This window comes from Stieleria magnilauensis (assembly GCA_007753675.1).
GTDB classification, from domain to species: Bacteria; Planctomycetota; Planctomycetia; order Pirellulales; family Pirellulaceae; genus Stieleria; species Stieleria magnilauensis.
The window spans coordinates 344679-361693 of sequence record CP036432.1 but is presented as its reverse complement, the minus strand read 5'-3'; the positions used below and the strand labels follow the sequence as shown (position 1 = coordinate 361693).

The following is a 17015-nucleotide window of genomic DNA, read 5'->3' as shown; positions in this document are numbered from 1 at the left end:
GTCACGGAGACCTGTCCGGAAGCCTATCTGGACTGTTCAGACAGAGGCGGCCGTGTGCAGCGTCGAGTGCTGTGAATAGTGGATGTTCTTGTGTCGGACCTCGTCCCTTTTTCGAGACATGCAACTTCTTTTCGCGGTAGGATTCATAGTAGTTGAAGATGAGTTGATCGGTCATGAGTGCATCGGCAGCACCAGATTCAATGTCCTCGGCCGTCTTCTCATACCCGTAACGTCGGAGCAGGTAGAGACTGCGGTAGTAGGAGTCGATTGCCTCACGTCTGCCGTCTTTCCACGCCGCCACCGCCAAGCCTTCTCCTCCGGGATCAGGCTTGTCGCGAAACTCTGCAGAGTACCACCATGCCAGGTAGATACTCGAGTTGTGGTCGAGTTTCTTTATCGCTGCCTGTGCTTGCCCTTCAAGCCGCATTGACTCGACGTTGTCCCAAGTGACCGCCGAACCGACATGGACAATCGTTGCTTCGGCATAATCCCAAGCGTCTACCAGAATACTTTTCCAAAGTCGTTTCAAATCTATCGTCACTTCCACTAGATTAACATACCTCATCACTCTGCGCAAATTTGTGAAATAAGAGCCGACGCTATGACTTATGAAAACCGCACGCAGATTCTTCTTCAGGATTTGGATAAACAGACGCGATTGCAGGTAGATGAATTTGTTGATGCGTACCATCGCGAGGTTTCATCGCAGGACGTTACCGACAAGATGGCGGCACGTTCCTTGAAGAACCAATTCGCGGTTGCCAAACAGGAATTCGGGAACAACGAAAAAGCGATCTCTGCTTGTCTCGCGCAGTTGCTGCTTGAGTTCGCCGTTCGCTTTCTGCGGCGATATGGCCGCCCAGTAACCTGCAACGAGTTGACGACGTTGCTGCCGGAGGTCTCGGGGCGAATCGCAGGGCTCTATCTTTTTCTCGATCCCCAGGTAAGAGCCCCTGAACGTTTTGGCAGCCATGTTCCCCTTTCCGGCATGACGTCCGGATCGCAGGCATCCCTCTACCTGGTAAAGAGTCCTGATCGCACGACCCGGGTGGCCAAGGTAGCCAAACTTGGTTCGCCCGAAGCGATCGCCCTTCAACACGAAAAGGAGATTCTCGACCTGCTCAACGAGCGTCTCCCATCAAGGCCTGATGTGCGGTTTGCCCGCTTAATCGACCATGGCGAGAACGAACGCGTCGTATTCCTGATTCTGGATCACGTAGACGGAACTACTCTCGAACGGGCCATCGCCGAACGACGGCTTAGCGTTACCAGTGTTGGCGAGATCTGCTTGCAACTTGCACAGACATTGGCGGCGGTTCACAATCTAGCCATTCTTCATCTCGATCTTTCGCCACGCAATGTCATCGTCAGCCAGGCCACGTCCAACCCGGTTGCCACGATTCTCGACTTCGGGACTGCCGCGGAAATCGAGTTCGCAAATGAGCCCGTGGAAAGACCAGAGTCGATTGGGAAAGGTACACCGGGATACGCAAGTCCCGAGGTCGCTGAAGTATCGTCCGTGTGCGTTCAAAGCGACATCTATAGCATTGGCGCCGTTTGTTTAGATGCTTTGGCGGGCTGCGTTCCAGCTGAGGCAGACGAATTGGAATCCTTCAAGCACAACGCTGACAGTCAAACAAGGCAATTCTTAGCGGTGCTTGGAAAGGCAACATGCGAGTCGCCGCAGGATCGTTACGCGGACGCCGTAGAGCTTGCTAACGCAGTTCGGCCATTCGCTCTCTCAACGCGACAGCGGAAGCGCAAGAGACGCGTCGCCTTTGCGGGCGTACTTGCCGCCGCGTCGTTGATGATCCTGATGGTGTTGTTCGCCTATCATCTTACTCACAGAACGGTACTACCACCGCCAATGCCTCCTGTGGAAACACGACAGCTGACATGGCTCGAAGAGGTTGCCAGGAGCCGAAATATTGAGCTGAAAAATGTGACCCAAGAGCACTTTAATCCATCGCTTGACTTTATGTCTCCGAAGTTCGCTCAGCTGACAAATGCTGCTTTTCTTCGCGTAGATGTCGACAAAGAGATTTTCGACCTCGCCCGTGGAGTCGAATTCCGAATCAATTCGGGACATTGGCGTCAAATGGCTCTCGTTGACGGAGGCTTTTTGTCAGCGTCGCTCTCCCATGATGACATCAAGGGAGCGAAATCGATTGATATCCAAGTCGATGAGCATCCAGGTGAATTCACCGGCTCGGTCGTCATCGGTCCATTCCGTTACGAAATGGAATTTGACGCCAACGGGACGCAGCAGCTTGACGAGCTGCGCCGACAACAGCAGGCTCTTCTCGACTCAGAGACGCTCATTTACTTCGACAACATGGGGCATTGGCAACCGGGACAAGAATTGCTGGACGCTGCCAACGCAATCAAGAGGATTCACTTCTATCCTTCGCCAACGGCGAAGAACCCGCTTGTATTGTTCCCTCTTTACCCAATAGATTTTGACGCTGCCGATATTTCGCAGATGTTCAATAACCACCGTACCTATTTTGACAATCAGAGATATCTAAGACTATTCGTTGAGATGCGTGCGGACGACAGCAGTTTTTCGCGTGAATATACTCAGTCAATGTTCACCGGCTACGATTTGAGTAAGGCAAGCGACCGTAATCAGGCAGTGCAACGAATCCTTTCGTGGTCTGATACACCGAATGAAGTGCAAGGTAAGGGATGGGTTCTGTCATCACAGGTAGACGCCAACCTTCTTGGTACCTTGATCAACCTGCAGGTTGGCTCCCACCCAGACGCACTCAACAATGAGATCGCGGTCACGGCGACAACGTGGGGGAACGACGATCCTTTACGCGAACCAATTCCTACGCCGATTGAATTTGCCGCGAAGCTCCGGGAGAACATTGGCGAGTTACTTCAAAGCAATGTCCTCTACGTCCGCGTTCACTTCGTCGATGGCTCATCGTCCTCCGTCATCCAGTTTCTTGAAGGGAGCAGTCGTCCGGTCGTGGAGACTTCTGCTGGCAAGTGGACCCCAGAGCCGTCCAGTGATGCCCCTGGCAAAGGGAGCAACCAGGGCTTTGACGATGAGTCAATGCCGATCAAAACACACGTCGAAGCAGTTCGCGAAAGATTACAAGGCAATAGCCGCAACGAAATTGCACTCAAAGCTCTGGAGTTCTTCGCGAACAACGGTGCCGTAACGTGGAGCATCAGCAAGAATCTGACAGACAAAGAGCGCAGAGGCATTGAAGCGATCCTGCTGGGGGCCCAGCCAAACAGGTTTGCCGCTTCGTTCAGCAGGTCAGGAAACGCTTATGTCCAAGGGCAGACTGTAGAATGGGATACAGCCTACACTAGCTCCGCGTATGAGCCATTCTTCTGGCAGGTGCTTTTCGTTGATGGATCACAGTCGGATGTAGTTGAAGGATACACTCCGCAGCGTGTTGAGGTGATCGACGAATCTGTTCCTTTTCGTTTGGATGTCAATGGCAAAACTGTCGAGCGGACTACGAAACGCAGCATCCCACAGCTTCTCGACAAGGTGACCTCGCCACGAATCTGGAAGACGGGTGTTTCATCAGGTGATGTGTACAGCTATCAAGGCGATCCACCAATAATTAAGCTCGACCCCCGCCACCACTTACTACGCGACGATTTCAGTTACTTATCCATTTCATCCGAGCGCGCCGTCCTTCAATCCTCGGGTCGAGAAATCGAAGGAGTAAAGCTAATTCAACGCGTCGAGGTCATCAGCGGTGGTGCAAGCGATGATCAGATAAAAGCAATAAAGTCCTACTACCGTGCTCAGTGCAATCGTTTCGTATCTACAATGTTGGTCAAGAGCGGCGACCGCTGGCAGTGGGACGAAAGTTTTGTCGAAAATGACGCGCTAAAGATTGGGTCAATCTATTTCTGCACAAGAGTGGCGTCCAAACTGCCAAAGCCAAGTTTGCAGGTGCATGAGAACGAGCCCTTCAAGTCAATCGTAATACCTTCCAAGGTCAAAGCGGTTTTCACCAACGACAAGATACCGTACGAGCGAAGGTTTTATCTCGTCGCGACCTTTCTCGACAATAGTAAATCAGACTTTATTCTGTTCGAAAACTCTGCGGCGCCGATCAATTCGACTCCTTCTATCCCTGAATTCGCGCCCTCGGTGATTCCCATCAGTAAAACCCTTTCGGAAGCCTTTGTCGGCTTCGATCCCGTACGAACCAAAACAGCTCTTGAAATGCAGAAAAATCTGAATAGCGTTCGACCGATACCTAAGATTCCCAAGATCACTACCGATTGAACTCGCGTTTGTTTCGGTTACTCCACTTATGGCAGAATCCAAGGTAAGCTGCCTCCGGGTCCCTGGGTGGAGGAGATCCAGTTGTGTTGATCCATGCCCGCCACTGACGCTCTAACTCGTACACATCCCAGCCCGGAGCTTTTTGTCGAGCGAGATGAAAAACATCAGCCTGCAACTCGCGAACGTGGGCGTTCTTCGAGCCGTTGGGGATTCCTGTGGGAACACTACCTCGACTCTCGGCCAAAAGAATATCACTCCCACTGCCCCCACGATCTTCGAGTGAAATGCGAAAGTCTGGGAAATGATTGTTGGCGTCGTCGTCAGCGCAGACCTTGCCAATGAGGCGTTTGAACTCCTTGGTCGTTGAGCCGGAACCGCACTTCTTTCTCAAAACCTCAAGTGACACTCTCCACTCGGCCTGCTTTCCGCAATGCTTGCGAATGATCTCATAAAGGCGGCGTTCGATTGGTCGCCGTAACCGAAAGTAATCCCGATGTAGCGTGAGCACCTCCTTCGATTGAATCGCGTTGAACACCCAGTCGGACAGCTTGACTTCGATTTCCTGCATTCGGCCATCCCGAGTCTCCCTGACAATCTCAAAGCTGTCGATCAAGCCAAAACCCCGCATGATCTCTTTATCGCCGGTCGTAATATTCGTCGTAATCCGGGTGCCGGAAAGCCGTTCCAAGGCGCCCTTGAGCAGTTCATAACCCCGCCCGTTGGTCATTCGATTGGTGGCGGTCAAAAGGTCGAATGCTTTAAAGCGAACGGACTGGGAGACCTCCCTGTCCTCATTGATTGCTGCGATCAGCTGGCTTATGCAAAAGATCAGAATATCGCGGTCATGAATCGTCGCCAAACCGTCTGCGGAGGGTTTGATTTCGATCCAAGCGTCATTGTGCTCGTAGCGGCGAACACGCAAATCTGGTTTGGTGGACAAGCTAAATACCGGATGCTCCATCGAAGCCATGTCGCCTTTGGGCGCAGCGTCAAAAATGTCGCAAACGAAAAAATCTTGAACCGGATGACGGTCAGGTAGCAGTGGCGATCTTTGCTTGATCGTTTTCGATATTTCACACACCATGATCCAGCAAACGACATTTCACACACCAAGTCAACGGGAAATCGACATTTCACACACCCCGGTGTTTCGACACTTTGCACACTAGGTTTCGACACTTCACACACCGTCTTTCGACACTTTGCACACCGGCCGATTCCAGTTTGACAATCGATTCAATGGGATAGCACCGATTCGAAAGGGCGTAACACACTCTTTAACACATATTTAACACCCCTACCCCGACTCGACGATCGAGTTGACTGTGGACAATCGTGTCCGAACGCACATTTCGGCGGTGGGAAAAATGTAAACAGTGAGTATTCCCAAACTTGGCAAAACGAATCGCGCGAGTACCAGGTGTTTCCGAGTTTCTGATTTCTGTAAGCGATGATCTTTAATTGATCGATTACAGCCGGATGGACAAGAATTTGACTCGTGGCTGCAAGCGTGATAGCTTCGACCCATGATGACAAAGGACTATCGACACATCGATATTCGAAACAACCGAGTTGGGCAGCCACGTGCTTACATCCGGGACAGCCGCCTACGCGTCCAGGACATCGTGGTTGATCATCAGCGTTTTGGGCATTCAGCAGAACAAATTGCCGCTGACTACGACGGACTTTCCTTAGCACAAGTCCATTCCGCCCTCGCTTTTTACTTCGATCATCGCGAAGAGATCCAGGCTGCGATACGGGACGACGAAGTGTTTTCTGATCGAATGCAAACCAGTGGAAGTGCGATTTCCGTGCAGTGGCCGCTGATAATGGAGCGGAATGACACAATCAGCAATCCAGTTTCACCTTGATGAATGTATCCCGAATCACGTTGCAGCCGGATTACGACGGCTTGGCCGTGATTGCACGACAACACATGACGTCGAACTTCGCGGAACTGAGGATGTTGTCCAACTTGAATATTGCCGGTCCCACGAACGCGTTCTTGTGACGCGTGATGCAGATTTCTTAAGATTGGCCGACGATGGCCATGAACATGCCGGAATTGTTTTCTGGACCGAGAAGCGTGGTGTATCCCAACTCATCCGCGATATCGACACGACAGGCTTTCAAGCAACGCCGCATCGTATCCGAAACACCGTACTCTATGCATGATTCGGTAGCGCGATGGCGAAGCAAGCTTCAAAACCAATCGCGATCTATTGTAGAGTCAGCAGTCGCCAGCAAGACACCGCAAGCCAAAAACCTGACCTCCAACGATGGGCCGACGCGTTTGCTCAAGACGCGCCAGTCATTTGGTATGAAGACCAGTTCTCCGGCCGAACGATGCACCGTCCTGCGTGGGATCGGCTGATCGCCAACGCTCGCACCGGATGTGTCGACAAAATCGTTGTCTGGCGGTTGGATCGACTGGGGCGAACGGCGAAGGGACTCACCGCTCTGTTCGACGAACTCCCTACTCTCGGTATCGGTCTTGTGTCGATCAAAGACGGATTAGATCTGGAAACACCGGCCGGTCGGTTGATGGCCAACGTCCTCGCAAGCGTCGCTCAGTATGAAACAGAGATCCGAGCGGAACGTGTCTTGGCCGGGCAAGCACGCGCGAAGCAACACGGAAAATCCTGGGGTGGCTCCAAGCCGGGGCGCCTGCTCTCGCTAACGCAAGAACAAGTCGATGCGATCATCGACATGCATGATGCCGGCAAATCAAAGTCTTCGATCGCGCGTGCGACAGGTGTGAGTCGGCCGACGGTCTATCGAATCCTTGCACAGCAAACACGATGACACTGCAATACGACTTTGCGATCTTACAGCAATCCGCATTTCCGCCAATACGCTTGCACGGTAGTCTGTGAAGCCATATTCACAGAAGAACAGGCTTCCGTGTTTCTGTACCACCGTAATTGCGGAAATACGACTAATTTCCAATCGCCCCGCTCCCAGGCTGTGGAAATCAGCACGCGATTGGTTGCTATTCAAGGCTGGATCAGCTATTCAGAATGGATGGATTTCCTTTCTCGCAAGGATGAACTGGACGAGTTCAAAACCAAAATTAATTTGTGTCAGTTCCTGGCATCTCAAGGGTATCAGCTCGATCGACGCAGCAGCAGTCGATGCAGTGCCGTCATGAAGCATGGCAATGGGGACAAACTGATCATTGCACGATCAGAATCGCGGACTTGGATCTATTTCAATGTGCATGGATCCGATAGCGGGACCATCATCGACTTCGTCCAACGAGAAGGCATCAAGCTCGGCGAGGTACGCAAGCGACTGAGGCCGTGGCTGGGAAAAGCCGAAATCCCAATTGCCAAATTGCCTTCGGTGCCCCTTGATCTCGATCCATCAAAGCCGGACACTGCAAAGGTCTTGGCCGCCTGGATGAACGCAAGTTCCGTCGAAGCATCGAATCGTTTCTTATTGCAAAGGCAGATTCCGGCCAGAGTGTTTTGCCATCCAAGGGTTGTCGATCAAATCCGCGTCGACGACCGCCAAAACGTCCTCTTCGGGCACTGGTCCCATGATGGACTGTCGGGCTACGAAGTGAAGAACCGGAGTAGGGACGGGCGGTCGTTCACCGGTTTTGCACCAGGCGGAACGAAAGGCTTGTTCTTCACGACGCCGGAAAATTCGGATTCGATTCTCACGTTCTGCGAGACTGCCATCGATCTGCTCAGCCTCGTCGCTTTGCGCGGGATCGAAGGAAACCGACTGATGAGCGTCGGTGGGCAAGTCAGCCCATTGCAACTCGATCTCATTCTGGCGGCTGTTAAAAAAATGCCATCAGATTCACAAATCCGACTAGCGATGGACAACGACGAGGCGGGTAGGGGACTCGCCGATCGGATTGCCAATCACCTCTACGAGAACGGCATCTTGCCGACCCGGATCATCGAAGACTGGCCTGCCACGCCTGGCGCTGATTGGAACGATGAACTCTGCAACAAGATGAAGCAATCAATGGAACCGACTTCCCCATAATCGTGTTCGACGGCACAGAGAATCGTTGATCTGTATCACCACATTTGCGGCTTTCCGGCAATGCACACCAGCCACCAGCTGAGGGGGTACAAGCCTCCGATTTGCCGGTTCGGGCGGTGATGTGCCAACTTTTTCCTCGACTCGGCGTTAAGCCGAACGTAGTCGTGCACCTGATCCCTTGTCCGACAACATAGCCTGCGGTTGGATGCAATTTCAGCAAATCAACGGCATTTTTTCGGCCGATTTAAGGCTGCCGCAATAGGAAGGGCTGCACATCTTCCGGCAAACCTCAACAGATTGAGTAAGAGGCTGGTCGCCACCAAGAAATACGGTGTACTCAGGTCCCTCAGGTGTGACGCGGCAATGACGTGGGCAGAACCAGATGCAAAAATTGACAATTTCTGATCTCAGGCACACGTAAACCGAAGCCCCAAACACAACGCCTGTTGAAATTTATGCGTCCCATACCCCACTTCATACGCGGTTAAATAGGGTAGTGCAAGAATTCTTTACACGAGCAGAACGCGGCGACAGGTTTAGCGACCGAAGTCAACGGTTTTGGAGGAATCAGGGATGCGCTGTAAACCCGGAGTTCTGCAGCGTTGGAAAACGGTGCTTCACGATTCATCGACCGGTTCCAAGGAAACTGCAATGGAAAAAACTCTCACTCAACTCGTATACCGGCACTCTTTCGCTATTCTCATTGTCGTCGCGCTGCTCATACTGCTCCTGATTCTGACCGGACAGATCATCTGGACTGACGACTTTGTGATCTTCAACGGCTACTTTTCGCGATGAGGGAGTGGAGGTTCCGGGCGCCCGGAAGAGGATGCAACAACAATATCCATCAGAAAAACAATGGGTCCGGATTCGGATGGTCTGAAAATTGCGGCAACTTGCGGCCAGATCGTCCAGTCTGCCAATCTGACCTTGACGGGGGCGATCACCCGATTCGTCGGGATGTCACACTACTCAGTTCCCAACTCAGAGCATTCAATTGACTGAACCAGCAACGGCTTCGACTCAATACGGTGACTTAAAAGGCACGATTTGCATTGATGGACACAACGGTCTGTCAATCGACGATTTGCTTCAAAAAGCCGATGTCCCGAAGGGGTATCGTCCGATTGGCATTCGTATTTCCGGGTCGAGCAAAAACCGGGGCGAAAAACCATCTGTTCGAGCGAAGGTGCTGTGCGTGGACACTGACCAAACAGGTTTTACGTCAGATGGAATTCGAAGTTTCGGCAAGGAACATGGGGAGCTGCATACGTTTGAGTTTGATGCTGAAATCGATCTAGACATGATTGTCTCCCTCATAAAAAGATACAGCATTGTGCTGCTTTCGAAGCTCACTCGTGGAATCGACGTCAAGATACAGCCGATACAGGATTGAACTCCAGTCGAAAAAGGCGAACGCCGCGGATCGTCCGATAAGTAATTCTGCGTTGCATTAATACATTGTGGTTCTCGGACTCGAAGTTCACGGCATTTCTCGATCCAGCAACCGGGCGTGTTGTCACGACGATCGCACCAAAATCAGGCTGCAAACAGGAGTTTTTCGAGAAAGTCAGTGTTCCAGCCAGCGATTTTGCGTTTCCGCTTGAGACTCTTCTTCCGAGTGTCCCGCTTGAGGAGCGTTGTGACAAACCGGCGAGCAAAGCTCATGTTCGACGTCGCGTTTTTGGTTCGGAGCCGACTGGAGTCTTCATGAAACACCACATCGAGAACCCAGTGCATGCTCTCAATCCCCCAATGCTTACGAGCGCAATTTGAAAATTCACGCACCCTTGCCGGTCGGCTTGATATGTAATATCGGACATCGCTTGACTGCTTGTCGCCACGAGTGGTGCATGTATTCGCTTGGCAAATACTTTTGGCTCCCTTCCATTGGTCGGTCAGTTCGCGGAGCGCTTCGGGAATCGGACAAGTCGCATAGAAGCGTTCTTCGTCTCGCCCGGCCTGCTTTCCAAGCGTGGTGATGGTTCGAACACCGTGGTCTTTGAGCCCTTCGTTGTGGGCCATCTCAAAGTAGTCAGCGATGGCGGCGCAAAGCTTGGGATGGTTGTCCTTGACGGCGAACACATAGTCGCCACCTTCTTCGATGATCTTTTCAGCAATCGACTTTTGGCATCCCATGGCATCGAGCGTCACGATCGAATTGCGCACGTCGATCAGATCGAGCAATTCGGGAATCGCCGTGATTTCGTTGGACTTGGAGTCGACCTCGGTTTGTCCGAGCGTGACACTATGCTCGGTGGCCCAGGCACTGACGATGTGAATCGCGTTGGATTTTTCCGCATCGGTATAGGACCCTCGCACCGTCTTGCCATCGATCGCCACGTGGATGGGACCTGTGTGATTTTTGGAATCGCAATCGGAAGATGCATGGGCAAGTTCACAAAGGTGCGAGTGCCACTGCAGAAGCGCCTTTTGAAACTCCGCGGGCTTTATCAACGACAGCACTCGCGTGATGGTGTCGTGAGAAGGGATTCCAGCTTCAAAGTCAGCGAACTTGGAGAGCCAGTCGAGTTTCTCTCCACCGAAGCTTTCGATCTCATCGGGACCATCCGCGCCTGCGATGACCGCCGCGACAACCAAGAATAGAATCGAGTTGAGCGGATGGATCGTCCGTCCGGCAACTCGCGGGTCGCTGACCTGATCAAAACACTCGTGAAACACGTCAATTTGGGAAGCCATTGCCATCTCCATACCAGGGCAGTGAAAAACCAGTCCGGCTGAATTTATTGGCAGAGGGGTTCACCAAGGCAAGACATCAACGAATACTGAAACCAGATTTTGGTGCGATCGTCGTGGGCGTGTTGTGACCTGGAAGTTTGTCGACCTCTACATTTGTTAGTTTTCGGCATCTCTAACGAAGACATATTCGTAAACCGTCCGCCCGCCAATCTCGTTCCCGGTATCACTCTTGGAATTCAGGCGATATTTGAATCCATTGCAGTGGTGATCAGACATTGGGAAGTTCGAACGGAAGACCATTTGTTTTGGTGGTTTTTCCGATCCCCTGTCGCCGGCACACTCGTGAGCATGAGCGGTCGCGATCCGATCGATTTCGTTTGCAAGAATCGTTTCTCCGGCTCTGCCGTTTTGGACGATCACGGCCACGGTTTCAACTTCGCCAATTGTTTTCCTACAGGTCTTGCAGATCACTTTGGCGACTGAGCCTTTTGTTTGAAATAGTTCTACATCGTCGTGCATGGTAGTCCCCAAAAAATACAAGAGTTTTCTTGACGCAATTTCCCAATGGGATCAGGTGTATTGACCCTACGTCAAGGCTGGTGCAAAGCAATCGTACTTCGTCGGTCTCTCATCGTCCGATAACGGAAGGTCTGTTGCGTTGTTTTGCCGCACTTCGGTCTCTGACACCGATGTCAGTTTGCCGATTTCGTTCTGCAAGCCGGTTTGTCCAACCGACGCATATTTGTCGGATGTCAGACCTGCAGTGGTGTCTCGATTGGTGCAAACAATCCCAAACACATGCCGACGAGATCGGATATCATCTAAACAGTCCTGGGCTACCGCAGTTCCTGCAAAATTCCTTTAATACCACGCTAGGGTTCGACCACTATGTCTCAGATTGATGAGCCGTCGATCAGTCATTTCTCGGAAATGGTGAGTCAGGTGACGTTCAAGTTTCTCACCAAAAACATCCATCAGATTACTCAAGTCGAGGACCACGTTCGCGCGTGGATTAGGGACCAGGACCCGAATTCAAACGGATTTGTGAACGCGTTTGCAGAGCTAGGTCGTAAGCTGAAGGAACATGATGGCGAACTCCCGGTATCGTACGAATTTGACACGTTGTATTTCTTCCGAATGCCCAAGAATGGAAAACATGTGCGGGGCTTTGAAGTTGGCGTAAGATCGAACATCCCCCTTGATATGCTACGAAGCGTAATTGAACGCTTAGGAAAGACGAGTGTGATGTTTGATACGCTACATACTGCCCATGATTTTGATGGGACTCCATGGTATTTGGATTGAATTCACCAGTAGCTTCACTGTGCTACAAGTTCCTCAGCTACCGATGTGAATTGCGCGTTTCCTGGACTTGCTGAAGTTGCATCGTTCGACGCGAGTTTGGCTGATTTAAATATTGCGGCGGTGAAAGCACCGACGCGGATCGAGGGCTAGCACACATCGGTCATTCTCACCGATTTCAGTTTGGTAGATCGCTTGGCCACATCGAATTGTCCAACCTCGCCCACCGGAAAGATCCACGAATCTGCGTCGGTTTTCACGACCTACGCGAGATAGCGAATCAACGAATGTGCCTTGTACGATACAATTTCAGTGCGTTTGAGACCACGGAAGTCGCGTTGGTGCACAGTCGACGAAAAGCTGTCAACAGCGGTTTTGAATCAGCCACTATGGCGGAGTTGCCGCGCGGAAACCGACAGATGCACAAATGGACACGTTGGTGCGTAAGCCCAGATAGCCATTGCAGTTACGGGTTCCAAAAGCGTTAGCGTATCAGCCTGACAGCGCAAAATGGCCGTCAGCCAGACCGCTAAAGTGGTTCAATCTAATTCCGGCGATGACATTCTGTGGCCGATTTCCCGACGCGTTCTAGGCCGGCGAGCTCATCAACCACTCGCCGCCATTGACCGTTTCGCAGCAGCGTTCGGTACTGACGATAAAGCCCCTGGCGGATGTCTGCGTCGAGCCCAAGCGAAGCAAGCGCTTTGGAAACGTGATGCACCGCAAGCAACTTTTTCTTGGGAGCACAGTAGAGCGTTGTGGCCCAAAACAGCATGCCGCCGAGCAATCGAACGGCGACCCTAGTCTCACGCCCTTTCTGAAGCGGTCTTGAGAAGTTGCCCCGACTCGATTGGCATGCCTTTTCAAGTCCTTCTTCGATCATGGTCGCAGAGATCAACCCGGCGACGACCATGTCCGCACCGCGGGCAAAGGCATCATGGATGGTTCTTTCCAGCGTAGCGAGTTGCTCGGGATGATCTGAGATCCGTTGTTTCCAGAGCGTAACTTTGGGAACCAACTGAGCGTAAAAGAGCGCGAGCATTTCTTCGGCCGACTCAATCCGTTCACCATTCTCTTGCCCCATGTCTAGTCCATGCATTGTCGTCGGCATCCTTGCTAGGCGAGTGGGAAATCATCCTTGAATCGCCCAAGATACCGTCATCACCGGATCCAGAAATAGCGGCCAAGCCCCCGACGGGTTGCTAGCAAAAACGTCAACTAAATGGGAATGCACCCTCTTGTTGCCACCAAACTATGGCGAAGACGAGGGGGTGCTGTATTTGGTTGCATGCCACTGACGAGCGACTTCGCGAACAATATTTCTTGCTGCTTTTGTGATTCGGTCTTGGGGGCCTCGAATGATCCACCAGCGATTTTTGCGGCACGTGACACCGACCCGTCTAAGTTTGGCCTGCACGGCTCGATCCCCCGCCTTTACCTTCTGGTCTAATTGCCGAAACGTGGATCCTGTGCCCTGGCGGAGATGCTGCATGTATCCCATCGCTCTCTCTCGTTTGGCTGCAATGGATTCGAGTGAGAGTGGTGTAGCCGATTTGCAGGAATCGAGATAACTTTGAGCAACAGCCAAAGCCTTCTCCTTGCATTGTCTCGAAATTTGAACGCCGCGTTTGCTCGATATGTCGAGCCCATGGACATGCCGCTTTTGATGCGGTCCACGGTAGCCATCTGTCTGCTTCTTCTTCAAATTTGTTTTCAGCCCAAGCCGTTCGAATTCATGTTCAACTCGGTTGATGACTATCTGTCCTGCGTCTTTGTCTTTTGCTGAGACAACGACGTCGTCAACAACGCGGGAGTACTGGGCTCCCATTGCGGCTGCGGTCGAGGCTAACCTTTGATCGAGCCCTGCGAAAAATAAGTTTACCGCGTCAGTGCTAGTTGGGCATCCCTGCGGAATCGTACCGTCGCATGTCATTAATTTTGCAAGTAGGTCTGCGACATCGGGTTTGAACCTCAGGAGCAATAACTGGCGATAAAGGGCGTCCGTTGTAATCGAAGGGAAGCAGTTTTCGACATCTCTCGTGAATACATGACGTTGTCCAACGTGTCGAGCGGCACTGGTGAAGCATGAACGGTGGCATATGCTTCCGTGGGCCGCACCATGCCACCACGGTTGCCTCTGGAAGAATTTGTGAAGACGTTTTGACATCTTCTTAAATTTTTTGTTCATTGGACGGATTACACGATGCTTTTTGCCATCCCATTGCTTTCGTGCGCTGCGATACATCACTGCCGTGTTACCGGCGTATCGCATCAATTCACTTGGGTCGACCTGAGCCACCGCCGCCAGCCTTTTTACGGTTAGATCGGGTGGACTTAGCCGAGTTTTTACTGCCGGAGAGTAACGCATCGAGCCGTGTTTCCATTTCAGCCAATTCTTGGACAGCATCGCCAATGAGCTCCGAGCAATTGGCTCTTTCAGAGGATTTATCCAGTGAAACATTCGCTCCGATCGAGATGAACACATCAATCGGAACGTCTAGTCCCTTAGCAATTCTTCCGAGCACATCGAGCGAGGGCTGGCGAGCGTCTCGCTCGATGAGACTCAGATACGGAACAGAAATATCGCAGTTCTTTGAAAGCTCCGTCGTGTTTAACGACTTCGCTTGTCTAAGAATGCGTATGGCTTTGCCCATCGAAATTTTCACTACGCAAAGCTCCTAAATAACGGTCTGTGAGAGCATTGGACACCACCAACTACCGAATTTGGAAAGTAAGAATCCGGTCAATGAAAACTGCCAGCTGGGACACGAGGTCTTCAACCAAACATTCGACATCATCCAGATTTTCCGCATCGCAGATCGAACCGTAGGCCGTCAATTTCTCGATTGCCTGGCAAATCTGTTTTGCGTCCTTCACAACCCCCCGAACTTCTCGGCCACCACGCACCGAAGACAATTTTCTGCGGATCGCGATAACGCTATCCCGCATTGCCTGAAAACGAACTGATGGCCGAAAACTCATCCTACACACATGACTATTCATCACTGCAGTACCTGCAATTTGAAAGGAACCCCACAGTGTTCAAGTGCACCAAGGAATTTGATGCACCCTAGGGGGTCAGTTCCGGTCATCCACAAGGGATGTCTCGCAACCGCGCCTTGCACTCGGTGCATGTAACGACTCACGGTTTGGTGGGATGTCACGGCGTGGCTCAACTCCGCTTGGCTGCGGTGTTGAGTGGAGGGGTTCCAGTTATCAAGTTGAGAATGAGCAGTGGCATTGCTGCCGAAGTTCCACAATCATTGCCGATGAAGTTCGATGTGTCAACAGTAGTAAAAAGATTTACAGCAAGGTTTTTCGGGGGTCGGTAGAACGACCTGCTCATCGCCTCGCACGTTGGATCACGTCAAAAAACGTTCACGTTGGTTTCCAGTGGCTCCGGAGCCGCTGGATCCAAAAATTCATCCCAGAAATCGACATGAACGATTTTGGCAGCACGCGTGAGTCTTTCCTCGATCGAGATCAGTTTTGCTGACGAATCGATCGCCAGTTGCAAATATGCGGCGTCATAGACCGAAATCCAATGCCCCGGGCACTCTTCGCGGTCAATTCTAACGGAACGGTTGATCTAGGCTGTCGTAAAGTCACGCCGCCTACTGAATCGAATCCGTATCCGAAAGTAGGGCCTTGGACGGTCGACCTGTGGCTTGTCGGATTGAGAGACACTGAGAAGCGTGGCTATTTGGGCTTCGACGTGAAATTCGGCGATTCGCGGAGGGTGACGTGGATCATGTCGCGATACGACATATCTATTGAATGAATTTCGACTTGATGTGGAGTACATGAATCGGTGTACGTTTTGGCTTGATATCCGAATCATGCTTTGTTTCATCGTCATGGCAATATGGGTTCCCGCAAGATCATGCCAGAAAACTGTTTCGTGTGACTTCAAACGACGCTGAACCTCAGGCCCACGAAGTTGTTGTGACCAAATAGTTGAGGGGAATTTGGAGCGATTCCACCGTCCAGTAAACGACAGTTTGTTGCACTAGGTCGCCGATAGTTGAAGACCGACCAGGTCAGCATCTTTGACGCTTGATCGTCTGGCACAAGCTGTGGCAGTGTACGGTTGTGAAGAAAAAAAGCGACCAAGAACTGTTGGCTCTCGTGCTGCGATCGCAGTTCAGTCGCGTTGCAGAGAGAAATGTCCGCGAGATCGTTGAGGCCGCTAAGGCCGAGTTGAGCTTGACGGATATTGCGTATGAGCGGTTGATGGCCGGGATCGAGTTGGGGCGACGTGTTGCCGAGGCGAAAGCCAACTACAACGAACGACTCACGTCGACACACAAAGCGGTGGCGTTTTGCCGACTGCACTTTGCTCGGTTGATCGCCGAGGGGTTGCAGGAGGAATTTCACGTTGTCACGCTCGACACCAAATTGCGGATGATCAACTCGCATCAGATCACGGTGGGCACCCTCGATGCGTCTCTCGTTCACCCCCGAGAGGTTTTTCGACCAGCCATCAAGGATGCTTCGAGCAGTATTCTATTGGCACACAACCACCCATCGGGAGATCCAACCCCTAGTCGCGAAGACCGCAGAGTGACCGAACAACTGACCGAGGTGGGGAAACTGATCGGAATCTCGGTGTTGGATCACATCATCCTTGGAAGGGAGGATTGTGTCAGCATCAGGGAACATGGCCCAACATTTTAATCAAGCTGGATCCCGAGCGATTCAACCGAGTGGCTTGTCGTGACGGATACGCACCCGTGGGCGCTTC

At 51.9% G+C, this 17015-nt stretch carries 15 protein-coding genes; 8 read left to right on the top strand and 7 right to left on the bottom strand.

The features are described 5' to 3' along the window. Position 1: 1 nt before the first annotated feature. Complete coding sequence (locus tag TBK1r_RS01375) at positions 2-547, bottom strand: hypothetical protein (protein ID WP_145207184.1); 546 nt, start codon at positions 545-547, stop codon at positions 2-4. Positions 548-601: 54 nt separating this feature from the next. Here TBK1r_RS01375 and TBK1r_RS01370 point away from each other — a divergent pair, with 54 nt between their 5' ends. After that, positions 602-4267 carry a serine/threonine protein kinase gene (locus TBK1r_RS01370; RefSeq protein ID WP_145207183.1) on the top strand — a complete coding sequence of 1222 codons (3666 nt, stop codon included), beginning with the start codon at positions 602-604 and terminating at the stop codon, positions 4265-4267. Here TBK1r_RS01370 and TBK1r_RS01365 read toward each other — a convergent pair. After that, entirely contained in the window at positions 4257-5351 is a 1095-nt protein-coding gene (locus TBK1r_RS01365) for a replication initiator protein A (protein ID WP_145207182.1), read from the bottom strand. The genes TBK1r_RS01370 and TBK1r_RS01365 overlap by 11 nt on opposite strands. Positions 5352-5793: 442 nt before the next feature. Between TBK1r_RS01365 and TBK1r_RS01360 the strand changes: the two genes are divergently transcribed. From TBK1r_RS01360 to TBK1r_RS01340, 5 genes are all read left to right on the top strand, one after another. Then, positions 5794-6138 carry a DUF433 domain-containing protein gene (locus tag TBK1r_RS01360; protein WP_145207181.1) on the top strand — a complete coding sequence of 115 codons (345 nt, stop codon included), beginning with the start codon at positions 5794-5796 and terminating at the stop codon, positions 6136-6138. Further along, a complete protein-coding gene (locus TBK1r_RS01355; RefSeq protein WP_145207180.1) occupies positions 6107-6442 on the top strand; it encodes a DUF5615 family PIN-like protein in 336 nt (111 codons plus the stop codon). Before TBK1r_RS01360 ends, TBK1r_RS01355 begins: the two co-directional genes overlap by 32 nt. A 12-nt stretch (positions 6443-6454) precedes the next feature. Next, entirely contained in the window at positions 6455-7072 is a 618-nt protein-coding gene (locus TBK1r_RS01350; protein ID WP_145207179.1) for a recombinase family protein, read from the top strand. A 219-nt stretch (positions 7073-7291) separates the two neighbouring features. After that, a complete protein-coding gene (locus tag TBK1r_RS01345; RefSeq protein ID WP_145207178.1) occupies positions 7292-8269 on the top strand; it encodes a toprim domain-containing protein in 978 nt (325 codons plus the stop codon). A 997-nt stretch (positions 8270-9266) separates the two neighbouring features. Continuing rightward, complete coding sequence (locus tag TBK1r_RS01340) at positions 9267-9665, top strand: hypothetical protein (protein WP_145207177.1); 399 nt, start codon at positions 9267-9269, stop codon at positions 9663-9665. A 143-nt stretch (positions 9666-9808) separates the two neighbouring features. On the opposite strand, the gene TBK1r_RS01335 is transcribed toward TBK1r_RS01340, so the two are convergent. Together TBK1r_RS01335 and TBK1r_RS01330 are read right to left on the bottom strand one after the other, a co-directional pair. After that, complete coding sequence (locus TBK1r_RS01335) at positions 9809-10981, bottom strand: ISAs1 family transposase (protein WP_145207176.1); 1173 nt, start codon at positions 10979-10981, stop codon at positions 9809-9811. 144 nt (positions 10982-11125) lie between these two features. After that, on the bottom strand, positions 11126-11488 hold the full coding sequence (locus TBK1r_RS01330; protein WP_145207175.1) for a hypothetical protein: 363 nt from the start codon (positions 11486-11488) through the stop codon (positions 11126-11128). A gap of 369 nt (positions 11489-11857) precedes the next feature. Between TBK1r_RS01330 and TBK1r_RS01325 the strand changes: the two genes are divergently transcribed. After that, the gene (locus TBK1r_RS01325; RefSeq protein WP_145207174.1) at positions 11858-12274 is read left to right on the top strand and encodes a hypothetical protein; all 417 of its coding nucleotides are present in this window, start codon (positions 11858-11860) and stop codon (positions 12272-12274) included. Positions 12275-12815: 541 nt separating this feature from the next. On the opposite strand, the gene TBK1r_RS01320 is transcribed toward TBK1r_RS01325, so the two are convergent. The 3 genes from TBK1r_RS01320 to TBK1r_RS01310 form a co-directional block, all read right to left on the bottom strand. Then, complete coding sequence (locus TBK1r_RS01320) at positions 12816-13370, bottom strand: hypothetical protein (RefSeq protein WP_145207173.1); 555 nt, start codon at positions 13368-13370, stop codon at positions 12816-12818. Positions 13371-13523: 153 nt separating this feature from the next. Then, a complete protein-coding gene (locus TBK1r_RS01315; protein WP_419581515.1) occupies positions 13524-14516 on the bottom strand; it encodes a reverse transcriptase domain-containing protein in 993 nt (330 codons plus the stop codon). 31 nt (positions 14517-14547) lie between these two features. Continuing rightward, positions 14548-14937, bottom strand: coding sequence for a helix-turn-helix domain-containing protein (locus tag TBK1r_RS01310; protein WP_145207171.1), 390 nt, complete (start codon positions 14935-14937; stop codon positions 14548-14550). A gap of 1426 nt (positions 14938-16363) precedes the next feature. Here TBK1r_RS01310 and TBK1r_RS01305 point away from each other — a divergent pair. After that, a complete protein-coding gene (locus TBK1r_RS01305) occupies positions 16364-16948 on the top strand; it encodes a JAB domain-containing protein (RefSeq protein WP_419580853.1) in 585 nt (194 codons plus the stop codon). The last annotated feature ends 67 nt before the right edge of the window (positions 16949-17015 follow it).

What these genes read in the sequence shown, in the direction of transcription:
- TBK1r_RS01370 (WP_145207183.1), top strand. Translation starts at nt 602, where the DNA reads ATGACTTATGAAAACCGCACGCAGATTCTTCTTCAGGATTTGGATAAA.
- TBK1r_RS01365 (WP_145207182.1), bottom strand. Translation starts at nt 5,351, where the DNA reads ATGGTGTGTGAAATATCGAAAACGATCAAGCAAAGATCGCCACTGCTA.
- TBK1r_RS01360 (WP_145207181.1), top strand. Translation starts at nt 5,794, where the DNA reads ATGATGACAAAGGACTATCGACACATCGATATTCGAAACAACCGAGTT.
- TBK1r_RS01355 (WP_145207180.1), top strand. Translation starts at nt 6,107, where the DNA reads ATGACACAATCAGCAATCCAGTTTCACCTTGATGAATGTATCCCGAAT.
- TBK1r_RS01350 (WP_145207179.1), top strand. Translation starts at nt 6,455, where the DNA reads ATGGCGAAGCAAGCTTCAAAACCAATCGCGATCTATTGTAGAGTCAGC.
- TBK1r_RS01345 (WP_145207178.1), top strand. Translation starts at nt 7,292, where the DNA reads ATGGATTTCCTTTCTCGCAAGGATGAACTGGACGAGTTCAAAACCAAA.
- TBK1r_RS01335 (WP_145207176.1), bottom strand. Translation starts at nt 10,981, where the DNA reads ATGGAGATGGCAATGGCTTCCCAAATTGACGTGTTTCACGAGTGTTTT.
- TBK1r_RS01330 (WP_145207175.1), bottom strand. Translation starts at nt 11,488, where the DNA reads ATGCACGACGATGTAGAACTATTTCAAACAAAAGGCTCAGTCGCCAAA.
- TBK1r_RS01325 (WP_145207174.1), top strand. Translation starts at nt 11,858, where the DNA reads ATGTCTCAGATTGATGAGCCGTCGATCAGTCATTTCTCGGAAATGGTG.
- TBK1r_RS01320 (WP_145207173.1), bottom strand. Translation starts at nt 13,370, where the DNA reads ATGCATGGACTAGACATGGGGCAAGAGAATGGTGAACGGATTGAGTCG.
- TBK1r_RS01315 (WP_419581515.1), bottom strand. Translation starts at nt 14,516, where the DNA reads ATGTATCGCAGCGCACGAAAGCAATGGGATGGCAAAAAGCATCGTGTA.